The following is a 19747-nucleotide window of genomic DNA, read 5'->3' on the forward strand; positions in this document are numbered from 1 at the left end:
CGCCAAACCTCTGGGGTCCCTTGCATCTGCCACCTGCCTTGGGAGGCGGGTGGGGCTCAGCCGCGCAGGGCGTTCAGCCGCCGCCTGGCCGGGCCCAGCGCCCGGCCGCGGCTGAGCAGGCCGGACCAGGGGTTGGTGCGGGCCTGCTCGACGGCGTCGGCGACGGTGTAACTGCGGGCGTTCAGTTCCGGGTCGTCGAGCTGGTCCCAGGTGATGGGGGTCGCCACGGGCGCGCCCGGCCGGGGCCGGACCGTGAAGGGCGCGACGGCGGTCTGGGCGTAGGCGTTGCGCTGCACGTCGAGGTAGAGCCGCTCGCCGCGGTCCTTCTTGCGGGCGGCGGTGGTGAGCCGGCCGGGGTGGGCGTCGGCGAGGGTGTCGGCGACGTCCCGGGCGAAGGCGCGCACCTCGTCGAAGTCGTGCCGGCCGTTCAGCGGCACGATCGCGTGCAGTCCGCGCGAGCCGGTGGTCATCAGCGCCGAGGGCAGCTCCAGCTCGGCGAGGAGTTCCCCGAGCAGCCGGGCGGCCTGGCGTACGGCCTCGAAGTCGTCGCCGGCGGGGTCGAGATCGAAGACCAGCCGGTCGGGGTGGTCGACGCTGTCGGCGCGGGACAGCCAGCGGTGCAGGGCGATGCTCGCCTGGTCGGCCAGGTGGAGGAGGGTGGCGGTGTCGTCACAGACGGTGTGGCGGACGGTGCCGCCCTCCTTGGCCAGCTCGACGCGCCTGATCCACTCCGGGTAGTGCTCCGGGGTGTTCTTCTGCATGAACGTCGGCCCGTCGAGCCCGTCCGGATGCCGCTCCAGCATCAGCGGACGGCCGCGCAGGTGGGGCAGCATGAAGGGCGCGACGGCCCGGTGGTAGTCCACCAGGTCGCCCTTGGTGTACTCCTTGGCGTGCGCGCCGCCGGGGAAGAGCACCTTGTCCGGCCGGTGGACCGTCACGGTGCGACGGCCCGCCCGCACCCTGCGCGTGCCGTCGCCGCCGCTCACGGCACGACCGCCTCCTCCACCAGCAGCCGCCCGGCCGCCGCGATCGACTCGGCGTCGATGCCCGCGGCGTGCAGCGACTCGGCCGGGGACGCCGAGCCGGGCATCGACCGTACGGCGAGCCGCACCAGGCGCGGGACGGGCCGCCCGTCGGTGAAGGCGTCGAGGACCGCGTCGCCGATGCCGCCCTCCGGGTGGTGGTCCTCGACGGTCACCAGGCAGCCGGTCTCCTCGGCGGCCCGGCGCAGAGTGGCCCGGTCGACGGGCTTCACGGAGTACAGGTCGATCACCCGTGCCTGGATGCCCTGCCGCTCCAGGGCGTCGGCGGCGGCCAGTGCCTCGTGCACGGTGACGCCCGCCGCGACCAGGGTCAGCCGGTCATGCTCGGAGGAGCGCAGCACCTTGCTCCCGCCGACCGGGAACTCCTCGTCGGGACCGTAGATCACCGCGTTCTCGCCGCGCGAGGTGCGCAGGTAGCGGACGCCCTCGAGCCCGGCCATCGCGCCGACCAGCCGGGCGGTCTGGTTGGCGTCGCACGGGTACAGCACGGTCGAGCCGTGCACCGCCCGCATCATCGCCAGGTCCTCCAGGCCCATCTGGCTGGGCCCGTCCTGGCCGATGGCGACACCGGCGTGCGAGCCGACCAGGTTGATGCCGGCGCCACTGACGGAGGCCATCCTGATGAAATCGTGGGCCCGGGTCAGGAAGGCCGCGAACGTGGCGGCGTACGGCATCCAGCCGCGTGCGGCGAGCCCGACCGCCGAGGCGACCATCTGCTGCTCGGCGATGTAGCACTCGAAGTAGCGGTCGGGGTGCTCCTTGGCGAAGAACTCGGCGCGGGTGGAGTCGCCGACCTCGCCGTCCAGGGCGACGATGTCGCCGCGGCCGGTGCCGAGCGCGGCGAGTGCCTCGCCGAAGGCGTTGCGGGTGGCGACCTCTTCGCCCTTGTCCCACCTGGGGAGTTCGTAGTTCCCGGTGTGGACGGCGTGCAGCATGCGGGCGGCCGGCGGTTCCTGCACCTGGACGCGGATTTCGCGCGGACCGCCGAGTTCGGCGATCGCCTCCTCGGCCTCCGGCAGCGGCTTGCCGTGCAGGCCCTCGCGGTCCTGGACGCTCTCGACACCCTTGCCCTTGAGGGTGCGGGCGAGGATCGCGGTCGGCTGGCCCTTGGTGGAGGCGGCCTCGCCGTAGGCGCGGTCGACGGCGTCCACGTCGTGCCCGTCGACCTCGATGGTGTGCCAGTCGAAGGCCTGGAAACGGCGGGCATAGGCGTCCAGGTCGTGGCCGTGCCGGGTCGGGCCGCGCTGGCCGAGCCGGTTGACGTCGACGATCACGGTGAGGTTGTCCAGGTGCTCGTACCCGGCGTGCTCGGCGGCCTCCCACACGGATCCCTCGGCCAGCTCGCTGTCGCCGCACAGCACCCATGTGCGGTAGCCGGTGCGGTCCAGCCGCTTGCCCGCCAGCGCGATGCCGACACCGACCGGCAGACCCTGCCCGAGCGAGCCGGTGGCCGTCTCGACCCACGGCAGGCGCTGCGGTGTGGGGTGCCCTTCGAGGCGGCTGCCCAGCTTGCGGAAGGTGAGCAGTTCCTCGTCGTCGATGGCGCCGGCCGCCTTGTAGGCGGAGTACAGCAGCGGCGAGGCGTGTCCCTTGGACAGGACGAAGCGGTCGTTGCCGGGGTGGGCGGGGCGGTCGAAGTCGTAGCGGAAGTGGCGTGCGAGCAGGACGGCCATCAGGTCGGCCGCGGACATCGAGGACGTCGGGTGCCCGGAGCCCGCGGCGTCGGCGGCGCGGACACTGTCCACGCGCAGCTGCCGGCCGAGATCGGTGAGTTCACCGGTGTTCATGAGTCTCCTTTCGCGGAGTGGTCCGGTGGGTCGGAACGCTTGACGGGGCCGGGGGCGACATCAGGGCCCGGAGGTGGTTGATCGTCAGGGGGCTGCAGAACGGGCACGGGCTGGTTCTTGGCGGGCTCGCCGCCGGGTTGGTTCTTGGCGGGCTCGCCACCCGGCTGATTCTTGGCGGGTTCACCGCCGGGTTGATTCTTGGCGGGCTCGCCACCCGGCTGATTCTTGGCGGGTTCACCACCCGGCTGGTTTCGCGCGGGTTCGTCACTGGGCCGCCCGTCGGCAGGCTCGCCACCCGGCCGCCCCGCGGCAGGCTCACCTCCGGGCCTGCTCCTGGCCCGCGTGCCGCCGAGCGGTCCCTTGGCGGGCCTGTCGGCGGGCCAGGTCCTGGCCGGCTCTCCAGCCGGTCGGCCCTTGGCGAGCTCCGTTTCCGAGCGGCGCTCCGCGGCCCCGGATCCGGACAGTGTCACCCCGGATCCGGGCTGCCCCTTCGCGGGCTCTTCTCCGGCCCGGCCCTTCCCTGGCCCGGTGCCGGTCCCCCCGTCGTAGGTGTCGGCCCGGACCGCCGCGCCCGGCCCCGAGCGGGCGCTCGCCTCTTGGCGCGTCCCGGGCCCGCCCGGCACCCGGGCCAGCTCCGGCGACGACGTGTCCAGGGGCACGGACCCGGACCGTACGAGCCCCAACTGCACGGCCTGGCGCGGCAGTACGGCGTCCAGCAGCCAGTCGGCGGCGACCCGGACCCGGTTTCCGGGCATGGCGGCGAGGTGATACCCACGCGTCACCGCACCCGCCGGTACCCCGGACAGCGCCACGCCGAACGGATTGGCCGCCGCCTTCGCACCGCCCAGGTCGACGACGAAGCCCAGATCGCGATGGCGGTAGGGCTTGCGCTCCCCGCCCAGGCCGAGCGACGCGGCGACGTTCTCGGCCGCGACCTTTCCGTGCCGCCAGGCGTGCTGCGCGGTCATCGGCGTATAGCTGCCCGGCTCCTCCAGATCGGGCACCGCGGCCGCGTCACCGCACGCGAACAGCTCCGGCCGTCCCGGCACCTGGAGGTGCGGGTCGACGAGCAGCCGCCCCTTCTCCAACGGCAGCCCGAGGGACTCGACCAGCGGGTCGGGGCGTACGCCCACGCACCACACCAGCGTCCGGGTCTCGACGAACTCGCCGTCGCTCAGTACGACCCCGTCGGGCAGGGCCTCCTTCACGGAGGTCCCCATCCGCACGTCCACGCCCCGCTGCCGCAGCACGCGGTCGGCCGTGGCGGAGAGGTTGTCGTCCATCTCGGGCAGCACCCGCGGCGCCACGTCCAGCAGGATCCAGCGCGGTCGCATGCCCTGCCGCAGCGGGTGTTTGCGGACCTGCGCGTCGGTGAACATCTGCCCGTGCGCGGCGACCTCGGTGCCGGTGTATCCGGCGCCGACCACGACGAAGGTGCAGCGCGCGGCGCACGACCCGGGGTCCTCGGCGGCGGCCGCCAGCTCCACCTGCCGGGTCACGTGGTCGCGCAGGTACAGCGCCTCGGGCAACCCGCGGAAGCCGTGCGCGTGCTCGGCGACGCCCGGGACGGGCAGCAGCTTGTTGACGCTGCCGGCGGCGATCACCAGCCGGTCGTAGGCGAGCGTGCCGCCGTCGCCCTCGGGGCCGGTGTAGTGCAGGGTGCGTCCGTCGAGGTCGATCCGGTCGGCCTCGCCGAGCACCAGCCGTACGTGCGGCAGCGTGTCCGAGAGGGAGACCGTGACCCGGCGCGGCTCCAGGATGCCGGCGGCGACCTGCGGCAGCAGCGGCAGATACAGGAAGTAGTCGGTGGGGTTCAGCAGGGTGACGTGGGCCCGGCCCCGGGTCTGCCGGGCCAGGGTGCGCGCGGCACGGTAACCGGCGAAGCCGGCACCGACGATCACGATGCGGGGTCGACTCACGGTTCACCTCCGGCGCTGTCGCGTACCTCGGGAGCCTTCCGCGTCCCCCTGGCCAGGGCACCCAAACGTCCGCCCGGCCCGGACCCCGCCGGTTTCCGCCCCGGCGCCCGGGTACCCGGGGCGGGATACGGACCGCCCACGTCGCGGAGGCACTCCCCCATGCCCGAGTACGGTTATTTCCTCTCGTGCGAGCAGTACGGACCCGCCGAGCTGATCGAGCAGGCGCGGATGGCCGAGCAGGCCGGATTCCAGGCGCTGTGGATCTCGGACCACTACCACCCGTGGAACGACGAGCAGGGCCAGAGCCCGTTCGTCTGGTCGGTGATCGGCGCGCTGTCCGAGGCGGTGTCGCTGCCGATCGAGACGGCGGTGACCTGTCCGACCGTGCGGATGCACCCGGCGGTGGTGGCGCAGGCCGCGGCGACCAGCGCGGTGATGACGGACAACCGCTTCCGGCTCGGCGTCGGCTCCGGCGAGGCGCTCAACGAGCACATCCTGGGTGACCACTGGCCGCCGGCCCATGTCCGTCTGGACATGCTGGAGGAGGCCGTCCAGGTGATGCGCCGGCTGTTCACGGGCGAGGAGGTGAACCATCACGGGCCGCACTACACGGTGGAGAACGCCCGCCTGTACACGGTGCCGGACGAGCCCGTCCCGATCGACATCTCCGGCTTCGGCCCGGCGGCGACCCAGCTCGCGTCCCGCGTCGGCGACGGCTACATCACCATGGCGCCGGACGAGACCATGGTGGAGCAGTACCGCAAGGGCGGAGGCGGCGGAAAGCTGGTCAGCGGCGGCACCAAGGTCTGCTACGACACCGACCGGGACGAGGCCGTACGCACCGTCCACCGGCTCTGGGCGAACGAGCGGCTGCCGGGGGAGCTGAGCCAGGTGCTGCCCTCCCCGAAACACTTCGAGCAGGCGCAGCAACTGGTCACCGAGGACATGGTGCGCGAGAACCGGGTGTGCGGGGACGACGTGGACGGCCACGTGGCGGAGCTGCAGCGGTTCTCCGACGCGGGCTTCGACCGGGTCTACGTCAACCAGATCGGCCCCGATCTGCGCGGCTTCTTCGACTTCTACCGCACGAAGGTGCTGCCGCAGCTCCAGCAGGGCCTCTGACGCGTCACGCCCTGGGGCGGGGTACGTCCGGGTCGTCCGTCGGCCGCGGGGGCACCGTGCCCGGGGCGGGCCCGGCGGGCGGGGCCGGCGGCACGGGCGGATACGGCAGACCATCGGCCGCGGCGGCGGCCCGGCCCGCGTCATCGTGGCCCGGGACCGCACCGGCCCCGTGCCCGGAACCCGGGCGGTCCGGCCGGGCCATGCCGCGCAGCACATAGGCCGCGGCGCCCAGGATCACGGCGGTGATCAGCGCCGCGGCCCAGTCGGACAGGCCGAGGGCGAGGGCCAGTCCCACGGCGAGTGCGAGTGCCGCGCCCGCGTACAGGGCGAGGGCGCCGGACGCGGCGTACAGCGTGGCCCTGCGGCGCTGCTTGCGTGTCTGCTCGCGCAGTTCGTCCCGTACGGTCTCACGCGCCACCTGTGCCAGCTCGTCAACCAGATGTTTGTCCAGATGCTCCAGGTGATCCATCGGCTTCATACCCGGCCGGGTACCCTCGCCCCCTGGCGCGTAACTAGGCTCGTCCTCATGGAGATTCTGGGTGCCACACTGCGCGTCTGCGTCGACGACCTCGAGACCGCGATCCCCTTCTACGAGCGGCTGGCGGGCGGCAGCGCCCAGCGCTTCGAACGGGGCGGAGTCGAGGTGGCGGCGATCGGCTGCTTCCTGCTGATGAGCGGTCCCCCGGCCGAACTGGAGGTGCTGCGCAAGGTTTCCGCGACGATCGCCGTCAAGGACGTCGACGACACCCACCGGGTGCTCACCGAACTGGGCGCCCACATCGTCGCGGGCCCCATCGCGTCGCCGGCCGGCCGCAATCTGATCGCGCTGCACCCGGACGGGTCGATCTACGAGTACGTGGACCGCAACGCGTGATGTCCGCCGGGGCCGGACTCGGACTCAGTGCCGCCCCGGCCCCGTGACCATCTCGGCGGTGATCGCCCAGCGTTCGTGGTCGCGCCAGGCCCCGTCGACGAAGAGCATCTTCGGCGAGAAGCCCTCCAGGCGGAACCCGCAGCCGCGGGCCAGGGCGATCGACGCGGCGTTCGCGGGCTGGACGTTGATCTCCAGCCGGTGCAGCCGCATCGGGCCGAACGCGTACCGCACGACGAGGTCAAGACCTTCGCGCATCAGCCCCCGCCCGGCGGCGTGCGCGAAGGCGCCGTAGCCCAGCGCCCCGGACTGGAAGCCGCCGTCGACGATGTTGTTGATGTTGATGAACCCGGCGATGGCCCCGTCGCCCTTGTCGCGGACGTCGCCCTTCTCGCAGACGAGGAAGCCGGCCTTGGACGGGTCCTCGATCAGCCGGCCGGCGTACGCGGTGTAGGCCTGGGCGCTCTCGGGCGGGAAGAGCCAGGGGTGGTGCAGGTCCTTGCTCTCCCGTGCCCGTGCGGTGAACTCGGCGCCGTCCCCGTAGGTGAAGTGGCGTATGCCCACCCGGGGGCCTTCGGCGAGGTAGCGGGACGCGTTGTGGGGCACCCCGCCACAGTAGCCGGGCCTCCTGTCAGGAGCCCGCGACCGGCAGCCGGAGCACCCCGGTGTTCCGCGGCCCGCTGACCACGGTCACCGGTTTGATCCCCCGGTTGCCGAAGTACGCGTCGTCGCTCGCCGCGATCACGAACCGCAGCCGGTGCCCCGTCTCGTACCGGTGCACGATCCCGGGCAGTGTGACGGTGAAGCTCTTGGTCACGTCCGGTACCCGGACCGGCGCGACCAGACGGCGCACCAGGGTGCGGGTGCCGTCGGGGGCGACGTCGTAGAGCTTGGCGAACAGGACGAGCTTGTCGGCCGCGTCGCCGGAGTTCTGGGTGCGCTCGGCCTTCGGGGAGTTCACCTTGAGCGTGGCCCGGGGCGCGCCCACGACATCGAGGGGGTGTGACAGCGGCGTGCTGGTCCAGTCGAGGTAGGTGCCCTTGGTGTCATGCGGCGGTGTGTCGGGCAGTCCGATGAGTCCGGCCAGCGAGCTCTCGGAATGGCTCGTGGGAATCGCCCAGTTGGTGTAACCGCGGCTGCCCCGGGTCACCTTGTTGCGGTTGTCGACGAGCTTGCCGTCGCCGGAGAGATACAGCGTGCGGCTCGGCGTGGGGAGGCGGTCGGCGGTGGCGTAGGCGCGGTCCGGGTCGGTGATCCAGTCCCGGTGATAGGCGAAGGCCGGTCCCGTGTCGGCCTGCGTCCGGCCGCGCAGATGGCGGTCGAACCAGGCGAGGACGCGCCGGCCGACGTAACTGGTCTCCAGGTTGCCCTTCGACAGGTCGAGTTCACCGGCGGCCGGGCCGGTGAGCCCGCCGCTGTGGCCCCAGGACTGCCAGATCATCTTCACGGGGGTGCCCTGCGCGCGGAGCGTCCGGTACGTCGCCGTCGCCTCGTTGAGGTTGAAGAGGGTGTCGGTCTGCCCCTGGACCAGCAGGGTGGGTGTCTTGACGCGGTGGAGGTACGACGCCGGGGAGACGCTCCGCGCGAAGGCGAGCAGCTCGGCGGTCCGGTCGGCCGGGTAGCCGCCGGAGTTGAGCGTGTGGATGGTCCGGCAGGCCTTGGTGACGAAGTGCAGACAGGAGAGGCGGTTGACGCGGGACGGGTCGAGGCTGGGCCGGAGCAGGGGCTGGCCCTCGCCGATGAGGTAGAAGCCGTTGGTCCACTGCCACTTGAAGGCGCCCGGGACGCCGGTGCCGCCGGTGGCGTTGTTGGGGTCCAGCGCGTACGCCAGGTCGTTCCAGGTGATCATGGGGACGAGCGCGTCGAGGCGGTGGTCGACGGCGGCCGTCGCCAGCTGGACGGCGCCGCCGTAGGAGCCGCCGATCATGCCGGCCCGTGGGTCGCCGGGCCGGTCGAGGGTGACGAAGTCGGCGGTGGTGCCGTCGTCGGCGGCGCGTTCGCCCCCCAGGAAGTCGACCAGCTGAGCGGTGGCGGCACCGTCGATGGCCGGGTCGTCGAGGGAGATGAGACAGCCGCTGCGGCCGAATCCGAGCCCGGAGTAGATGAGGGAGACGTAGCCGCGCTGGGCGAAGGCCTTGCCGATGGTGTCCGTCGAACCGTCCGACTTGCTGCCGCCGAAGCCGTTCGTGCCGAGCACGGCGGGTGCCCGGTGGTCCCGGTCCACACCCGCCGGGCGGTACAGGTCGGCGTCGACCGTGCAGGGCCGGCCGCCCGCCTGGACGGTGAACTTGAGCGGGGTGACGGTGTAGGAGTCCGCCGCGGTGGCGGGCGGGGTGAGGGCGAGGGGGGCGGCCAGGGCGGCGCCCAGAGCGAGAGCGAGCGGCGCGCGGGATCTGGGCACGCGTCGGGACACACGGACCTCCACGGTGGGGACTACCCGAATACCGACCAGTAGGTACTTGGTCGGTAGTCATCGTGTGACACGTGTAAGGGAGCGTCAATCACCGAAACGAGGGTTTCTTGACAGGATTTCAGTAACGGCATGTTCAGCTCAGAGCCGGTTCGCCGAAGGTCAACGTGCCCGTCCCGGCGTCCAGTTCGGCCACCAGCCCCAAGGGCATCGTCAGCGCGCCCTCCCCGTGCCCGAACCCGAACTCCTCCACGACCGGGACTCCGAGTCCGCCGAGCCGGTCGGCGAAGACCGCGCGCAGGTCCTCGTACGGGCCGCACGTCGCCCAGGATCCGAGCACGATCCCGGCGACCCCGTCCAGCCAGCCGGTGCGCAGGAGTTGGGTCAGGTACCGGTCCAGGCGGTACGGGCTCTCGCCGACGTCCTCGATCAGCAGCAGACCGCCCCGGGCCGCCGCGTGGGCGTGCGGGGTGCCGAGGTCGCTCGCGAGCAGGCTCAGACAGCCGCCCAGCGTGACACCCCGGGCCCGTCCGGGCACCAGCGCCCCGCCGCCCGGGGGCACGGCCGTGACGGTCCGCACGGACTCCGGCTCGAAGAGGGTCGCCCGCAGATGCTCCTGGGCCCGGGCGTTCTTGAGGAAGTCGACGCCGGCGACCGCGGGGCCGTACAGGGTGACCAGTCCGAGGCGGGTGGCGAAGGCCTGGTGCAGGACGGTGATGTCGCTGAACCCGGCGAACACCTTCGGGCCCGCCGCCCGCATCGCCGCCCAGTCGAGCAGGTCCACCATGCGCTGCGCCCCGTACCCGCCCCGGGCGCACAGCACCGCGGCGACGGACGGGTCGCACCAGGCGCCTTGCAGATCGGCGGCCCGCTCGGCGTCCGTGCCGGCCAGGTAGTCCAACGCGCGGTGCCGGCCCAGCACATGGGGCGCCACCACGGGGTCGAGGTCCCAGCCGCGCAGGATGTCGAGCCCGGCCCGGAGCCGCTCCTCGGGTACGGGCCCGCTCGGCGCGACGACGGCGACACGGGCGCCGGGGGCGAGCCGGGGCGGTCGCAGAAGCTGGTTCACGTGGTGGGGCCCTTCCGGTGGATCTCCGTGGGAGAAGGAGCGGCGTTCGGTGCGTGCGATCGGCGTGCGGCGGGCAGGGTCATGTGGCGGAGCCACCTGGCCCTTCCCGCCGTGCGGCATGGGGGTCCCCCCGCTCGAGCGAAGCCGAGAGTGGGGGAGGGCATGCCGGGCGTCGCGACGCCGCGGAGGTCCACCGGAAGGGCCCCAGCTCCAGAGTCGGGATGCCGCGCGGATCGAGTCGGAACACCTGTGCGTACAAGGAGAGTTCGGCCTCCAGGGCGCGCACCATGGTCTCCGCCCGCCGGAACCCGTGCCCCTCCCCCTCGAAGGCGAGATAGGCGTGCGGCACCCGCCGGCCCTCCAGCCGGGCCAGGAACCGCTCGCACTGGACGGGCGGGCAGATCGGGTCGTCCAGGCCCTGGAGCAGCAGGAACGGCACGCCGAGGCGGTCGGCGTGGGTGGCGGGCGAGCGCTCCGCGTACCGCGCGGGCACCTCGGCGAGCGGCCCGATCAGGCTCTCCAGGTACTGCGACTCGAAGTCGTGGGTCTCCCCCGTGCCCCAGCCGGCGAGGTCCAGGATGGGGTACTTGATCGTGCCGCAGGCGTAGACATCGGTCGTGGTGAGCGAGGCGGCCGCGGTCCAGCCGCCCGCGCTGCCGCCCCGGACGGCGAGCCGGTCGCGGTCGGCGGTGCCCTCGTCGGCGAGGGCCAGGGCGACGGCCGCGCAGTCCTCGACGTCCACCACGCCCCACTGCTCGCGCAGCCGCTCGCGGTAGGGGCGGCCGTATCCGGTGGAGCCGCCGTAGTTCACCTCGGCGACGCCGATGCCGCGCGAGGTGAAGTAGGCGATCTCCAGGTCGAGCACCAGGGGTGCGTGGCCGGTGGGCCCGCCGTGCGCCCAGACGACGTACGGCGGCCGTTCGTCGTCCGGCGCGACACAGCCGGGGTGGTGCGGCGGGTAGATGTGGGCGTGGATGTCGCGTCCGTCCGGGCCGGTGAAGGTGCGGATCTGCGGCTCGGGGTAGTACGCGGGGTCCACGGCGTCGTCGTGCTCGGCGCCGATGACGCGGGCGTGGCCGGTGCACGTGTCCAGCTCCACGACCTCGTAGGCGCTGCGCGGGCTGGCCCCGACGGCAACGACCCTCCCCCACCCTCCGGGCGGGGGGACCCCCATCTCGCTGCGCTCGCCGTGCGCGGCCAGGGTGGGCGCGAACTCGGTCCAGGGCCCGGCCGCGTCGACGACCTCGCCGGTCTCGGGGTCCAGGATGCCGAGGGCGGTGGCGCCCCGGCCGTGCACGACGGCGATCAGCCCGCTGTCGAGCGGCGCGAACCATCGCATGCCGAGCTTCCACAGCGCCCCGCCGAACTCCTCCTCGCGCGGGCACAGGGGCCTCCCGTCGAGGTAGAGGTTCCACCAGCCGCTGCGGTCGCTCGCGTGCAGGAGGCGGCCGTCGTGGGTCCAGTCGGCCTGGGCGATGGACTCGCCGGGCCCGCCGGCCACGGTCCGGGCGTCGTGCAGGCTGCCGTCGGGGCCGACGTCGGCGAGGATCAGTTCGGTACCGTCCCACGGCATGCGCGGATGGTCCCAGGCCAGCCAGGCCGCCCGCAGCCCGTCGGGGGAGAGCTTCGCGCCCGTCACGAACCGGTGCCGGGCGTCGGTGAGTTCGCGTACGGCGTCCCGGTCCTGGGCGGCGGAGCCGTCGAGCGGGACCGCGGCCAGGACGCGGCGCACATCGGTGGGTCCGTCGCCGGTGAACTCCTCCAGCACGCACCACACCTCGCCCCGCTCGGGCCGCAGCGACGGCTCCGCCCAGCGCAGGCCCGCGCCCACGGGAGACACCGGCGTGAGCGGGCGAGGCTCTCCGCCCGGCTCACAGCGGTACAGCCGCTGGTCGGCGAAGTTCACGAACACCACCAGCGGGCCGTCGTCGCCCGCGCGTGCCGCCCACGGGTGCCCGCCGTACTCGATGACCCGGCTGCGAACGTTCCACGGCGCGGGCAGCACCGGCTCCTCCGTGCCGTCGGCGTGCCGCCGCACCAGGGTGCGCCGGCCGCCCTCGGCGGGGCGGGGCTCGGTCCACCACACCTCGTCGCCGACGAAGCCCACGTACTCCGGGTGCCCGTCGTGCGCGGCGGCCAGGGCCGCGTCGATGGGCGAGGGCCACGCCCCGTACGCCAGCGTCCGCACGCTCTCCCCCACTCCCCTAGGCCGTCCGCAGGAACCGGTCGAGTACCCGCACACCGAAGTGCAGCGCCTCGACCGGGACCCGCTCGTCGACCCCGTGGAACATGGCCCCGTAGTCGTAGCCCTCCGGCAGCTTCAGCGGTGTGAAGCCGTAGCCGGTGATGCCGAGGCGCGAGAACTGCTTGGCGTCCGTGCCCCCTGACATGCAGTACGGCACCACGTGCCCCTCCGGGGCGAACTCCTCGACGGCGGCCCGCATCCGGGCGAACGTCGCCGAGTCCACCGGCGACTCCAGGGCGACCTCGCGGTGGTGGAACTCCCACTCGACGTCCGGTCCGGTGAGCCGGTCGAGGGTCTCGCGGAACTCGTCCTCGCCGCCGGGCAGATACCGTCCGTCCACCTGCGCCACGGCCTCCCCGGGGATCACGTTGACCTTGTAACCCGCGTTCAGCATCGTCGGGTTGGCGCTGTTGCGTACGGTCGACTCGACGAGCTTCGCGGCGGGGCCCAGCTTGTCGAGCAGCGCGTCGACGTCCGTCAGGTCGCTGTCGATGCCGTGGAGCGCGGCGAGTTCCGTGAGCGCCGCGCGCACGGTCGCGGTCGGCCGCAAGGGCCATTCGTGCTCGCCGATCCGGGTGATCGCGGCCGACAGCCGGGTCACCGCGTTGTCCCGGTTCACCTTGGAGCCGTGCCCGGCGCGTCCGCGCGCGGTGAGCTTCAGCCAGGCCGTGCCGCGTTCCCCGGCCGCGATGGGGTAGATCTGCCGGCCGTTGCCGTCGTGGAAGGTGAAGGCGCCCGACTCGCTGATGCCCTCGGTACAGCCCTCGAACAGCGCGGCGTGTTCGTCGGCGAGGAACCCGGAGCCGTCCTCGGCGCTGGCCTCCTCGTCCGCGGTGAACGCGATGACGATGTCCCGCCGGGGCCGTACGCCCTGGCGCACCCAGCCGCGCACCACGGCGAGGATCATCGCGTCCATGTTCTTCATGTCGACGGCGCCGCGCCCCCAGACGACCCCGTCGCGGACCTCCCCGGAGAACGGGTGCACGCTCCAGTCGGCGGCCTCGGCGGGTACGACGTCCAGATGGCCGTGGAGCAGCAGCGCGCCGGCTCCGGGGTCGGTGCCCTCGACACGGGCGACGACGTTGGTCCGGCCCTTGGTGCGCTCCAGGAGCGTCGGCTCGATCCCGGCCTCGGCGAGCCGCGCGGCGGCGTACTCGGCGGCTGGCCGCTCCTGGCAGTCGCCGCCGCCCCGGTTGGCGGTGTCGATCCGGATCAGGCCGGACGTGTACGTCACGACCTCGTCCAGCGCCTGCCCGTCCACCTGCTCAGCCATACTGCTCCTCCACCGCGGCCGAGACGATCGTGGTGACCGCTTTGAAGGCCCGGATGCCCTCGTACATGGTCTCGCTCGTGTATGCCACCTTCCGCTCCCCGATCCGGTCCACACCCGGCACGACGGTGGCGGCCATCGCCAGATGTTCCGCGTCGAACTCGACGGCGACGGTGAACGGGCCGCCGCGCACGGGTTCGTGACGCACCGCCAGCGCGGCGGCCTCCTTGGCGGCCGCGCGGATGTCGGCGGCGGTCCGGGTGGGGGTGCGGCACACGGCCGCGTACCGCGACACATGGTCCTTCACCGCGACCTTCAGCGCCTCGGGCGCGTACCCGAGGGCGTCCTCGCAGGCGACGTCGTCCCCGGTGACCAGGACGACCGGCACCCCGAACTCGGCGACGACATGGGCGTTGAGCAGCCCCTCGCTCGCCCGTACGTCGTTCAGCCACACGCCCGTGATCTGGTTCGCGAGGTAGGTGTGGGCGAGGACGCCCTCCATGCCGGCGCCCGCGTGATAGCCGACGAACGCGATGCCGTCGACGTCGCCGTGCTGCACGCCCTCCACCATGGACAGCGCCTTGTGCCGGCCGGTGAGCAGCTGGGCCCGTTCGTCCAGCTGCTCCAGCAGCAGATTGCGCATCGTCGCGTGCGCCTCGTTGATGATCACCTCGTCGGCGCCGCCGTCGTGGAAGCCGAGCACGGCGGCGTTGACGTCCGAGGTGAACAGCGAACGGCAGCGCTCCCACTGCGCGGCGCCCGGCACCACGTCGTCCGGCCAGGTGACTCCGGTGGCGCCCTCCATGTCGGCGCTGATGAGGATTCTCATGACGATCCGATCGGGATGGAGATCTTCATGGTTCGTCACGTTACGCGCTGCGGGCGGAACCGGCTACGACGTCACCAGCGGATCGGCAGGCCGCCGAGGAACGAGGTGAGCCGGTCGGCGAGAAGCCGGTGGTCCTGGGCCGAGTAGTGCCAGTGGCAGCCGGTGTAGTCCAGGCCCGTGTCGTCGAGCCGCCAGTAGCGGACCCGGCGGTCGCCGACGCCGGTGCGCTCCTGGACCACCTGCTCGACATGTCCGGCGAACGGCCCCGCACCGACGGCCAGCAGGGTGGTCCCGGGCCCGTAGCGCGTCCGCAGCTTCTGGAGGAAGCCGCTGTAGGCGCTCCGGTACGCGGCGGCGAGGCTCTCGTCCGTCCAGGACTCGCCCGGGTTGATCGGGGTCGAGAAGTCGTTGGTGCCGAGGTGGACCACCACGAGCCGCGGCCGCCAGGTGCCGGGGTTCTGCCAGACGTCGCCCGGCACGTTCAGCAGCGCGCGGTCGTAGAAGGTGCGGTAGTTCTCCTCCGGCGAGCCTCCGTTGTAGTTGCGCACCATGCCCCGGCCCGAGTACGCGTTGATCTGGTAGTCGGCGCGCAGCCGCCGGGCGGTGAGGGCGGCATAGCTCACGTCGGCGTTGGTGGTGCGGGCGACCTGCTCGCCGGTGCAGTCGCGGGAGGCCGAGAGGTTGCCGTAGCCCGCCGTGAGGGAGTCTCCGACGAACTCGATCTGGCGGCTGCGGGCAGTCGGGCGGGAGAGCACGGCTCCGCCCGGCGCGGCGACGAAGCCGCCGAACGCGCTGGTGCTCCACGGGGTGTCGTTGCGTTTGACGAGCCGTACGGTGTGCGCTCCCTTGCCCAGGCCGTCGACCCAGTGGGTGGTCCTGCCCGGTGTGACGAGGGTCGCCACCGTCGCTCCGTCGACCTGGACGTCGTAGTCGGCGGCCGGGTCGTCGAGCACGATGCCGACGCCGGTGCCCCTGATCCGGCCCTCGAAGTACACGCCGGGCCAGCTGTACCGGAGCACGTCCCCGCCGTCCTTGACCCGCCCGGCGGTGTGCACGCTCGCCGCCACCGAGTCCTTGTCCGGTGCGGCGGCGGTGGCCACGGCGGACGTGCCGAGCAACACCGTCGACGCGGCCGACGCGACCAGCATCCGTAACCAGGGCAACGTCATGACTGTCCTCCGGAGGACGAGACAGGTGCACGGACCGGGCAGAATGACCGTACACCGACAAAAAGCTCGCCCACCAGGCCGCGTCGCGCTCAGCTGCGGAGCCGGCCGAAGCGGAAGGGCACGAGAGCCTCGGACCGCCGCCCGGTGACCACGTACTCGGCGAGCCTGCGCCCCGTGACCGGGCCCAGGGTGACGCCGAGCATGCCGTGGCCGGTGGCCGCGAAGGCGTTGTCGTGCCCCGGGACACGGTCGATCACCGGAAGCCCGTCGGGGAGGAACGGCCGCCCGCCCACCCAGGGGTCGCGGATCAGGCCGACCAGGTCGTCCGGGTCGTCGAACCAGCGGCCCAGGTAGTGCCGGCTCGCGAGGGCGACCGCGACGATACGGCGCCAGTCGAGACGGTTGTTGTTGCCGCTGAGCTCCATCGTGCCGCCGATCCGCGTGGTGCCGCCGATCGGTGAGGCGACGGCCCGGCGTTCGCCGAAGTACAGCGTGTGCCGGGGCGCCGGATCGAGGTCCACGGAGAAGCTGTAGCCCTTGCCGGCCTGGAGGGGCAGGTGGTGGCCGAGCAGCCGGAGCAGTCCCGGGGAGCGCATGCCGGCGGCGACGACGACCGCCGAGCAGGGCAGCTCGCTGTCGGCGGTGCGCAGTGCGGAGACCCGGCCGCCCGCCGACCGGAACCCGGTGATCTCGGCGTTCTCGTGGATCTTCACGCCCGCGGCGGCCAGCGCCTCGCCCAGGGCACGCGCGAACGCCTCCGGGTCGACCACGCCCTCCCCCGCCACGAGGTAGGCCGCGCGTACGGCCGGTGACAGCGCCTCGTCCAGCAGGTGCGCCTCGGCGCCCGTGGTGATGTCGTCGGGCACGGGATAGTGCCCGTCCGCCATCTCCCGCTGGATCGCGAGGTGGTGCCGTGCCTCGGCCGGCGACAGGAAGGCGTGCACCATGCCGGGCCGGGTCAGCGTCGTGTCCACGCCTGCCTCGCGCAACCCGTCGAACAGGCCGAAGGTGTCACGGTTCAGCTCGGCGACCGCCGCGTAGCCGCGCCGGAAGGCGGCCGGTGTGCTGCTGCGCCAGAACCGCCACAGCCACCGGACGAACGCCGGGTCCGGAAGGGGCCGCAGATACAGCGGAGAGTCCGGGCGGCCGAGCGAGCGCAGGGCGTAGCGCACCACGCCCGGGGCCGGCACCGGCGTCGAGTGGCTGAGGCAGACCCAGCCCGCGTTGCCCCGCGACACCCCGGAACCCAGCTGCCGCCGCTCGACCACCTCCACCTCACGGCCCGCGGCGGCCAGGTAGTACGCCGTGCACAGCCCCACGACACCGCCGCCCACGACGACGACCGGGCCGCTCGAACCGGACGCGGCGCTCATGACGCGTTCCCGTACGACGCGAGGAACTCCCGGGTGCGGGCCTCGGCGGGAGTGTCCAGGACGTTCTCGGGCCGCCCCTCCTCCACGATCCGGCCGCCGTCGACGAAGACGACATGGTCGGACACCTCTCGGGCGAAGGGCAGTTCATGGGTGACCAGCAGCATCGTCATCCCGTCGGCGGCGAGTTCACGCATCACGCTCAGTACCTCCCGGGTGGCCTCGGGGTCCAGGGAGGAGGTGGGCTCGTCGAAGAGCAGCACCTCGGGCGTGAGGGCGAGGGCGCGCGCGATGGCGACGCGCTGCTGTTCGCCGCCGGAGAGCTGCTCGGGCCGGCCGAGGGCACGGTGGGCCACACCGACCCGCCGCAGCAGCGCCACGGCCCGCTCCAGCGCCCGTTCTTCGGGCACGCCCGCCTTGCGCTGCGCGAGCACGACGTTCTCGACGGCCGTCAGGTGCGGAAAGAGATGGAACCGCTGGAAGACCATGCCGACCGTGCGGCGCAGCCGGGGCAGATCGCGGCAGACCGTGCGGCCGCCGTGGTGCACCACCTCCCCGGCGACCTCGACGGTGCCCCGGTCCGGGCGTTCCAGCAGGTTGACGCAGCGCATCAGGGTGGTCTTGCCCCCGCCGCTCTGCCCGATGACGCTGACGATGCTGCCCCGGCGGACCTCGAGGTCCACCCGGTCGAGCACGAGCCGCCCGTCGAAGGACTTGCACAGCCCTTCGATCCGTATGACGGCCTCGGAGGAGTCCCGGGTGGCAGGGGTCACGGCGGCCACTGACTCGGTCATACGGAAGCCTCCTTCACGGGTACGCCGGCGACCGGATCAGCGGCCAGCAGGGCGCGGGCCGCCCGCAGGCGCCGTCGTCTCCACGGCGACAGGGGCACTCCCGAGCGGACCTTCCGCTCCAGGAGCAGCAGCAGTTGCGACAGCGGGTAGCAGAGGGCGAAGTAGATCGCCGCGATGACCAGGTACACCTCCAGGGCCCGGAAGGTGGCGGAGGTGATGAGCCGCCCCTCGGACATCAGCTCGGCGGCGGAGACGGTGACCAGCAGCGAGGTGGACTTGAGCAGGTCGACCAGCATGGTGTTGGTGCCGGGCAGCGCCAGCCGGAGGGCCTGGGGCAGCACGATGTGGCCGAAGATGCCCGTCCTGCCGAGCCCCAGGGCCTCACCGGCCTCGGTCTGCCCGGCGTGCACACCGCTGATCGCGGAGCGGAAGATCTCGGACAGGTAGGCGGCGTAGAAGACGATCAGGCTGAGACAGCCGGCCGTGAAGACGTCCAGCCGGATCCCGGCGGAGGCCAGGCCGAAGTAGGTCAGGAAGATGATGGCGAGCAGCGGGACGTTCTTGAACACCTCGGTGTAGACGGCGGCGAGGGCGCGCGCGGGCCAGGCCCTGCTGAGCCTGAGCAGCGCCACGGCCAGGCCGAGGAGCACCGCGCCGGTGAAGCCGGCCACCGTGTAGGACACGGTGCGCCCGAGCGCGTCGATGAGATCGAGCCGGTAGTCGGACCAGGGAACCTCGAAGAGACCGGACATGGCGTCTGCTTTCACTGGGCGATGGACGGGGGCGTCCAGTCCTGGGGCCGGTCCGCACCGCGGCGGGCCGTGGCGACGTCGGCGGCGGGCACGAGGAACTGCTTCGGGTCGCCGCCGTACTTCCTGACGAGCTTCTCCATCTCGCCGCTCGCGTACATGGCGTCGATCCGCGCGGAGATCGCCCGCTCCAGCCTGGTGGCCTTCTTGGGCAGGTAGAAGCCGGTCTGGTACGGCTGGAAGTACTGGTAGGCGGGCTTGGCCTTGACCTGCGCGGCGGTCGGCGGCGTCAGGTACTCGGTGTCGATCTTCAGGTCCGGGCGTTGCTTCTGGGCCGCGATGATGAGCAGCGGGTCGAGGAAACCGACGTCGACCCGGCCCGCGCCCAGGTCGTCGAAGACGCCGTTGGCGTCGGGGTAGGCGTGCAGCTTGGCGCCGGGCACGGCCTGGATGGACTTGACCCACACGTAGCCCTCGACGGTGCCCAGGTTCAGGCCTTCCAGATCGCCGACCGTCTTGTACGTCTTGCCGCCGCGGACGGCCATCGCCGGGGGTGAGTAGTAGGGCGGATCGGTGAACAGCCCCTGCTTCTGGCGTTCCTCGGACCAGGCGACGCCGCCGACGGTGAGGTCGACCCGGCGGGACTGCACCCCGGCGAGCATGCCGGCGAAGTCCGTCACCTCGGGCTCGACCTTCAGGCCCAGCTTCTTGGCGACGGAGGCGAGGATGTCGCCGTCGAGTCCGACGATTCTGCCGCCCTGGACGCTGGTGTAGGGCGCGTAGGGCTGGACAGCCACTTTGATGACGCCGGGCGTGAGCGTGCCCAGCGCGGCAGTCTCGGCCGACACGTTCTTGGGGGCGTCGTCCCCGCCCGAGCCGCAAGCGGCGGCCGTGGACATCAGGAGCATCGCGGACAAAGCGAGAGCGAGCGAGCGCACACGGATCATCGGCTCGGGCCTTCCGTCTCGGTGCTGAAGGAACCCGCCGTCTCACCGCACCGGTCCCCGGCGGGGGTTCGATTGGGCCATTACGCTAGGCAGCTCCCAGCCCCGCGTCACCGTTCACTTCGTACGAACTTGTGGCTGGAATCGCCCCCTCCC

At 72.7% G+C, this 19747-nt stretch carries 17 protein-coding genes; 2 read left to right on the plus strand and 15 right to left on the minus strand.

What is annotated here, in order from left to right; genetic code table 11:
* Positions 1 to 56: 56 nt before the first annotated feature.
* From ligD to ACZ58V_RS11220, 3 genes are read right to left on the minus strand one after another with little or no spacing between them, the layout of a single operon-like run.
* Positions 57 to 986 (minus strand): non-homologous end-joining DNA ligase, encoded by a 930-nt coding sequence (ligD, locus tag ACZ58V_RS11210; protein ID WP_471289651.1) that lies wholly within the window; start codon positions 984 to 986, stop codon positions 57 to 59.
* Positions 983 to 2830 carry a transketolase gene (locus tag ACZ58V_RS11215; RefSeq protein WP_471289653.1) on the minus strand — a complete coding sequence of 616 codons (1848 nt, stop codon included), beginning with the start codon at positions 2828 to 2830 and terminating at the stop codon, positions 983 to 985. The genes ligD and ACZ58V_RS11215 overlap by 4 nt, the downstream gene beginning before the upstream one ends.
* Entirely contained in the window at positions 2827 to 4749 is a 1923-nt protein-coding gene (locus ACZ58V_RS11220; RefSeq protein ID WP_471289655.1) for an NAD(P)/FAD-dependent oxidoreductase, read from the minus strand. The genes ACZ58V_RS11215 and ACZ58V_RS11220 overlap by 4 nt, the downstream gene beginning before the upstream one ends.
* A gap of 159 nt (positions 4750 to 4908) precedes the next feature.
* Between ACZ58V_RS11220 and ACZ58V_RS11225 the strand changes: the two genes are divergently transcribed.
* Positions 4909 to 5871 (plus strand): LLM class F420-dependent oxidoreductase, encoded by a 963-nt coding sequence (locus tag ACZ58V_RS11225; RefSeq protein ID WP_468183877.1) that lies wholly within the window; start codon positions 4909 to 4911, stop codon positions 5869 to 5871.
* A gap of 4 nt (positions 5872 to 5875) precedes the next feature.
* Here the strand turns inward: ACZ58V_RS11225 and ACZ58V_RS11230 are convergent, their stop codons facing one another.
* On the minus strand, positions 5876 to 6349 hold the full coding sequence (locus tag ACZ58V_RS11230; RefSeq protein ID WP_471289659.1) for a phage holin family protein: 474 nt from the start codon (positions 6347 to 6349) through the stop codon (positions 5876 to 5878).
* Positions 6350 to 6397: 48 nt separating this feature from the next.
* On the opposite strand from ACZ58V_RS11230, the gene ACZ58V_RS11235 reads away from it, so the two are divergent.
* Complete coding sequence (locus tag ACZ58V_RS11235; protein WP_184588514.1) at positions 6398 to 6745, plus strand: VOC family protein; 348 nt, start codon at positions 6398 to 6400, stop codon at positions 6743 to 6745.
* A 24-nt stretch (positions 6746 to 6769) separates the two neighbouring features.
* Here ACZ58V_RS11235 and ACZ58V_RS11240 read toward each other — a convergent pair whose 3' ends face one another.
* The 11 genes from ACZ58V_RS11240 to ACZ58V_RS11290 all read right to left on the minus strand — a co-directional run bounded on the left by ACZ58V_RS11240 (position 6770) and on the right by ACZ58V_RS11290 (position 19594).
* Positions 6770 to 7348: a GNAT family N-acetyltransferase gene (locus tag ACZ58V_RS11240; protein ID WP_468183870.1), complete on the minus strand. Its 579-nt coding sequence runs from the start codon at positions 7346 to 7348 to the stop codon at positions 6770 to 6772.
* 25 nt (positions 7349 to 7373) lie between these two features.
* Positions 7374 to 9155 (minus strand): CocE/NonD family hydrolase, encoded by a 1782-nt coding sequence (locus tag ACZ58V_RS11245; RefSeq protein WP_471289661.1) that lies wholly within the window; start codon positions 9153 to 9155, stop codon positions 7374 to 7376.
* Positions 9156 to 9288: 133 nt separating this feature from the next.
* Complete coding sequence (locus ACZ58V_RS11250; protein ID WP_471289663.1) at positions 9289 to 10221, minus strand: S66 peptidase family protein; 933 nt, start codon at positions 10219 to 10221, stop codon at positions 9289 to 9291.
* A gap of 79 nt (positions 10222 to 10300) precedes the next feature.
* The gene (locus ACZ58V_RS11255; RefSeq protein WP_471289665.1) at positions 10301 to 12421 is read right to left on the minus strand and encodes a S9 family peptidase; all 2121 of its coding nucleotides are present in this window, start codon (positions 12419 to 12421) and stop codon (positions 10301 to 10303) included.
* Between the two features lie 4 nt (positions 12422 to 12425).
* Positions 12426 to 13739 carry a M20/M25/M40 family metallo-hydrolase gene (locus ACZ58V_RS11260; RefSeq protein ID WP_471289668.1) on the minus strand — a complete coding sequence of 438 codons (1314 nt, stop codon included), beginning with the start codon at positions 13737 to 13739 and terminating at the stop codon, positions 12426 to 12428.
* Complete coding sequence (locus ACZ58V_RS11265; protein WP_468183855.1) at positions 13732 to 14565, minus strand: M55 family metallopeptidase; 834 nt, start codon at positions 14563 to 14565, stop codon at positions 13732 to 13734. The genes ACZ58V_RS11260 and ACZ58V_RS11265 overlap by 8 nt, the downstream gene beginning before the upstream one ends.
* A 71-nt stretch (positions 14566 to 14636) precedes the next feature.
* Positions 14637 to 15734, minus strand: a complete 1098-nt coding sequence (locus ACZ58V_RS11270) for an SGNH/GDSL hydrolase family protein (protein ID WP_471289670.1) — start codon at positions 15732 to 15734, stop codon at positions 14637 to 14639.
* An 89-nt stretch (positions 15735 to 15823) separates the two neighbouring features.
* Entirely contained in the window at positions 15824 to 17107 is a 1284-nt protein-coding gene (locus ACZ58V_RS11275) for an NAD(P)/FAD-dependent oxidoreductase (RefSeq protein ID WP_471289673.1), read from the minus strand.
* Entirely contained in the window at positions 17104 to 17898 is a 795-nt protein-coding gene (locus ACZ58V_RS11280; protein WP_468183847.1) for an amino acid ABC transporter ATP-binding protein, read from the minus strand. The genes ACZ58V_RS11275 and ACZ58V_RS11280 overlap by 4 nt, the downstream gene beginning before the upstream one ends.
* Complete coding sequence (locus tag ACZ58V_RS11285; protein ID WP_471289675.1) at positions 17895 to 18650, minus strand: amino acid ABC transporter permease; 756 nt, start codon at positions 18648 to 18650, stop codon at positions 17895 to 17897. Before ACZ58V_RS11285 ends, ACZ58V_RS11280 begins: the two co-directional genes overlap by 4 nt.
* A gap of 11 nt (positions 18651 to 18661) precedes the next feature.
* Positions 18662 to 19594, minus strand: a complete 933-nt coding sequence (locus ACZ58V_RS11290) for a substrate-binding periplasmic protein (RefSeq protein ID WP_471289678.1) — start codon at positions 19592 to 19594, stop codon at positions 18662 to 18664.
* Between the last annotated feature and the right edge of the window lie 153 nt (positions 19595 to 19747).

The sequence above is a fragment of the Streptomyces sp. NPDC040589 genome (assembly GCF_055594445.1).

Coding starts and splice junctions, on each gene's coding strand:
- ACZ58V_RS11215 (WP_471289653.1), bottom strand. CDS start 2,830: ATGAACACCGGTGAACTCACCGATCTCGGCCGGCAGCTGCGCGTGGAC.
- ACZ58V_RS11225 (WP_468183877.1), top strand. CDS start 4,909: ATGCCCGAGTACGGTTATTTCCTCTCGTGCGAGCAGTACGGACCCGCC.
- ACZ58V_RS11230 (WP_471289659.1), bottom strand. CDS start 6,349: ATGAAGCCGATGGATCACCTGGAGCATCTGGACAAACATCTGGTTGAC.
- ACZ58V_RS11235 (WP_184588514.1), top strand. CDS start 6,398: ATGGAGATTCTGGGTGCCACACTGCGCGTCTGCGTCGACGACCTCGAG.
- ACZ58V_RS11260 (WP_471289668.1), bottom strand. CDS start 13,739: ATGGCTGAGCAGGTGGACGGGCAGGCGCTGGACGAGGTCGTGACGTAC.
- ACZ58V_RS11265 (WP_468183855.1), bottom strand. CDS start 14,565: ATGAGAATCCTCATCAGCGCCGACATGGAGGGCGCCACCGGAGTCACC.
- ACZ58V_RS11270 (WP_471289670.1), bottom strand. CDS start 15,734: ATGACGTTGCCCTGGTTACGGATGCTGGTCGCGTCGGCCGCGTCGACG.
- ACZ58V_RS11275 (WP_471289673.1), bottom strand. CDS start 17,107: ATGAGCGCCGCGTCCGGTTCGAGCGGCCCGGTCGTCGTCGTGGGCGGC.
- ACZ58V_RS11280 (WP_468183847.1), bottom strand. CDS start 17,898: ATGACCGAGTCAGTGGCCGCCGTGACCCCTGCCACCCGGGACTCCTCC.
- ACZ58V_RS11285 (WP_471289675.1), bottom strand. CDS start 18,650: ATGTCCGGTCTCTTCGAGGTTCCCTGGTCCGACTACCGGCTCGATCTC.
- ACZ58V_RS11290 (WP_471289678.1), bottom strand. CDS start 19,594: ATGATCCGTGTGCGCTCGCTCGCTCTCGCTTTGTCCGCGATGCTCCTG.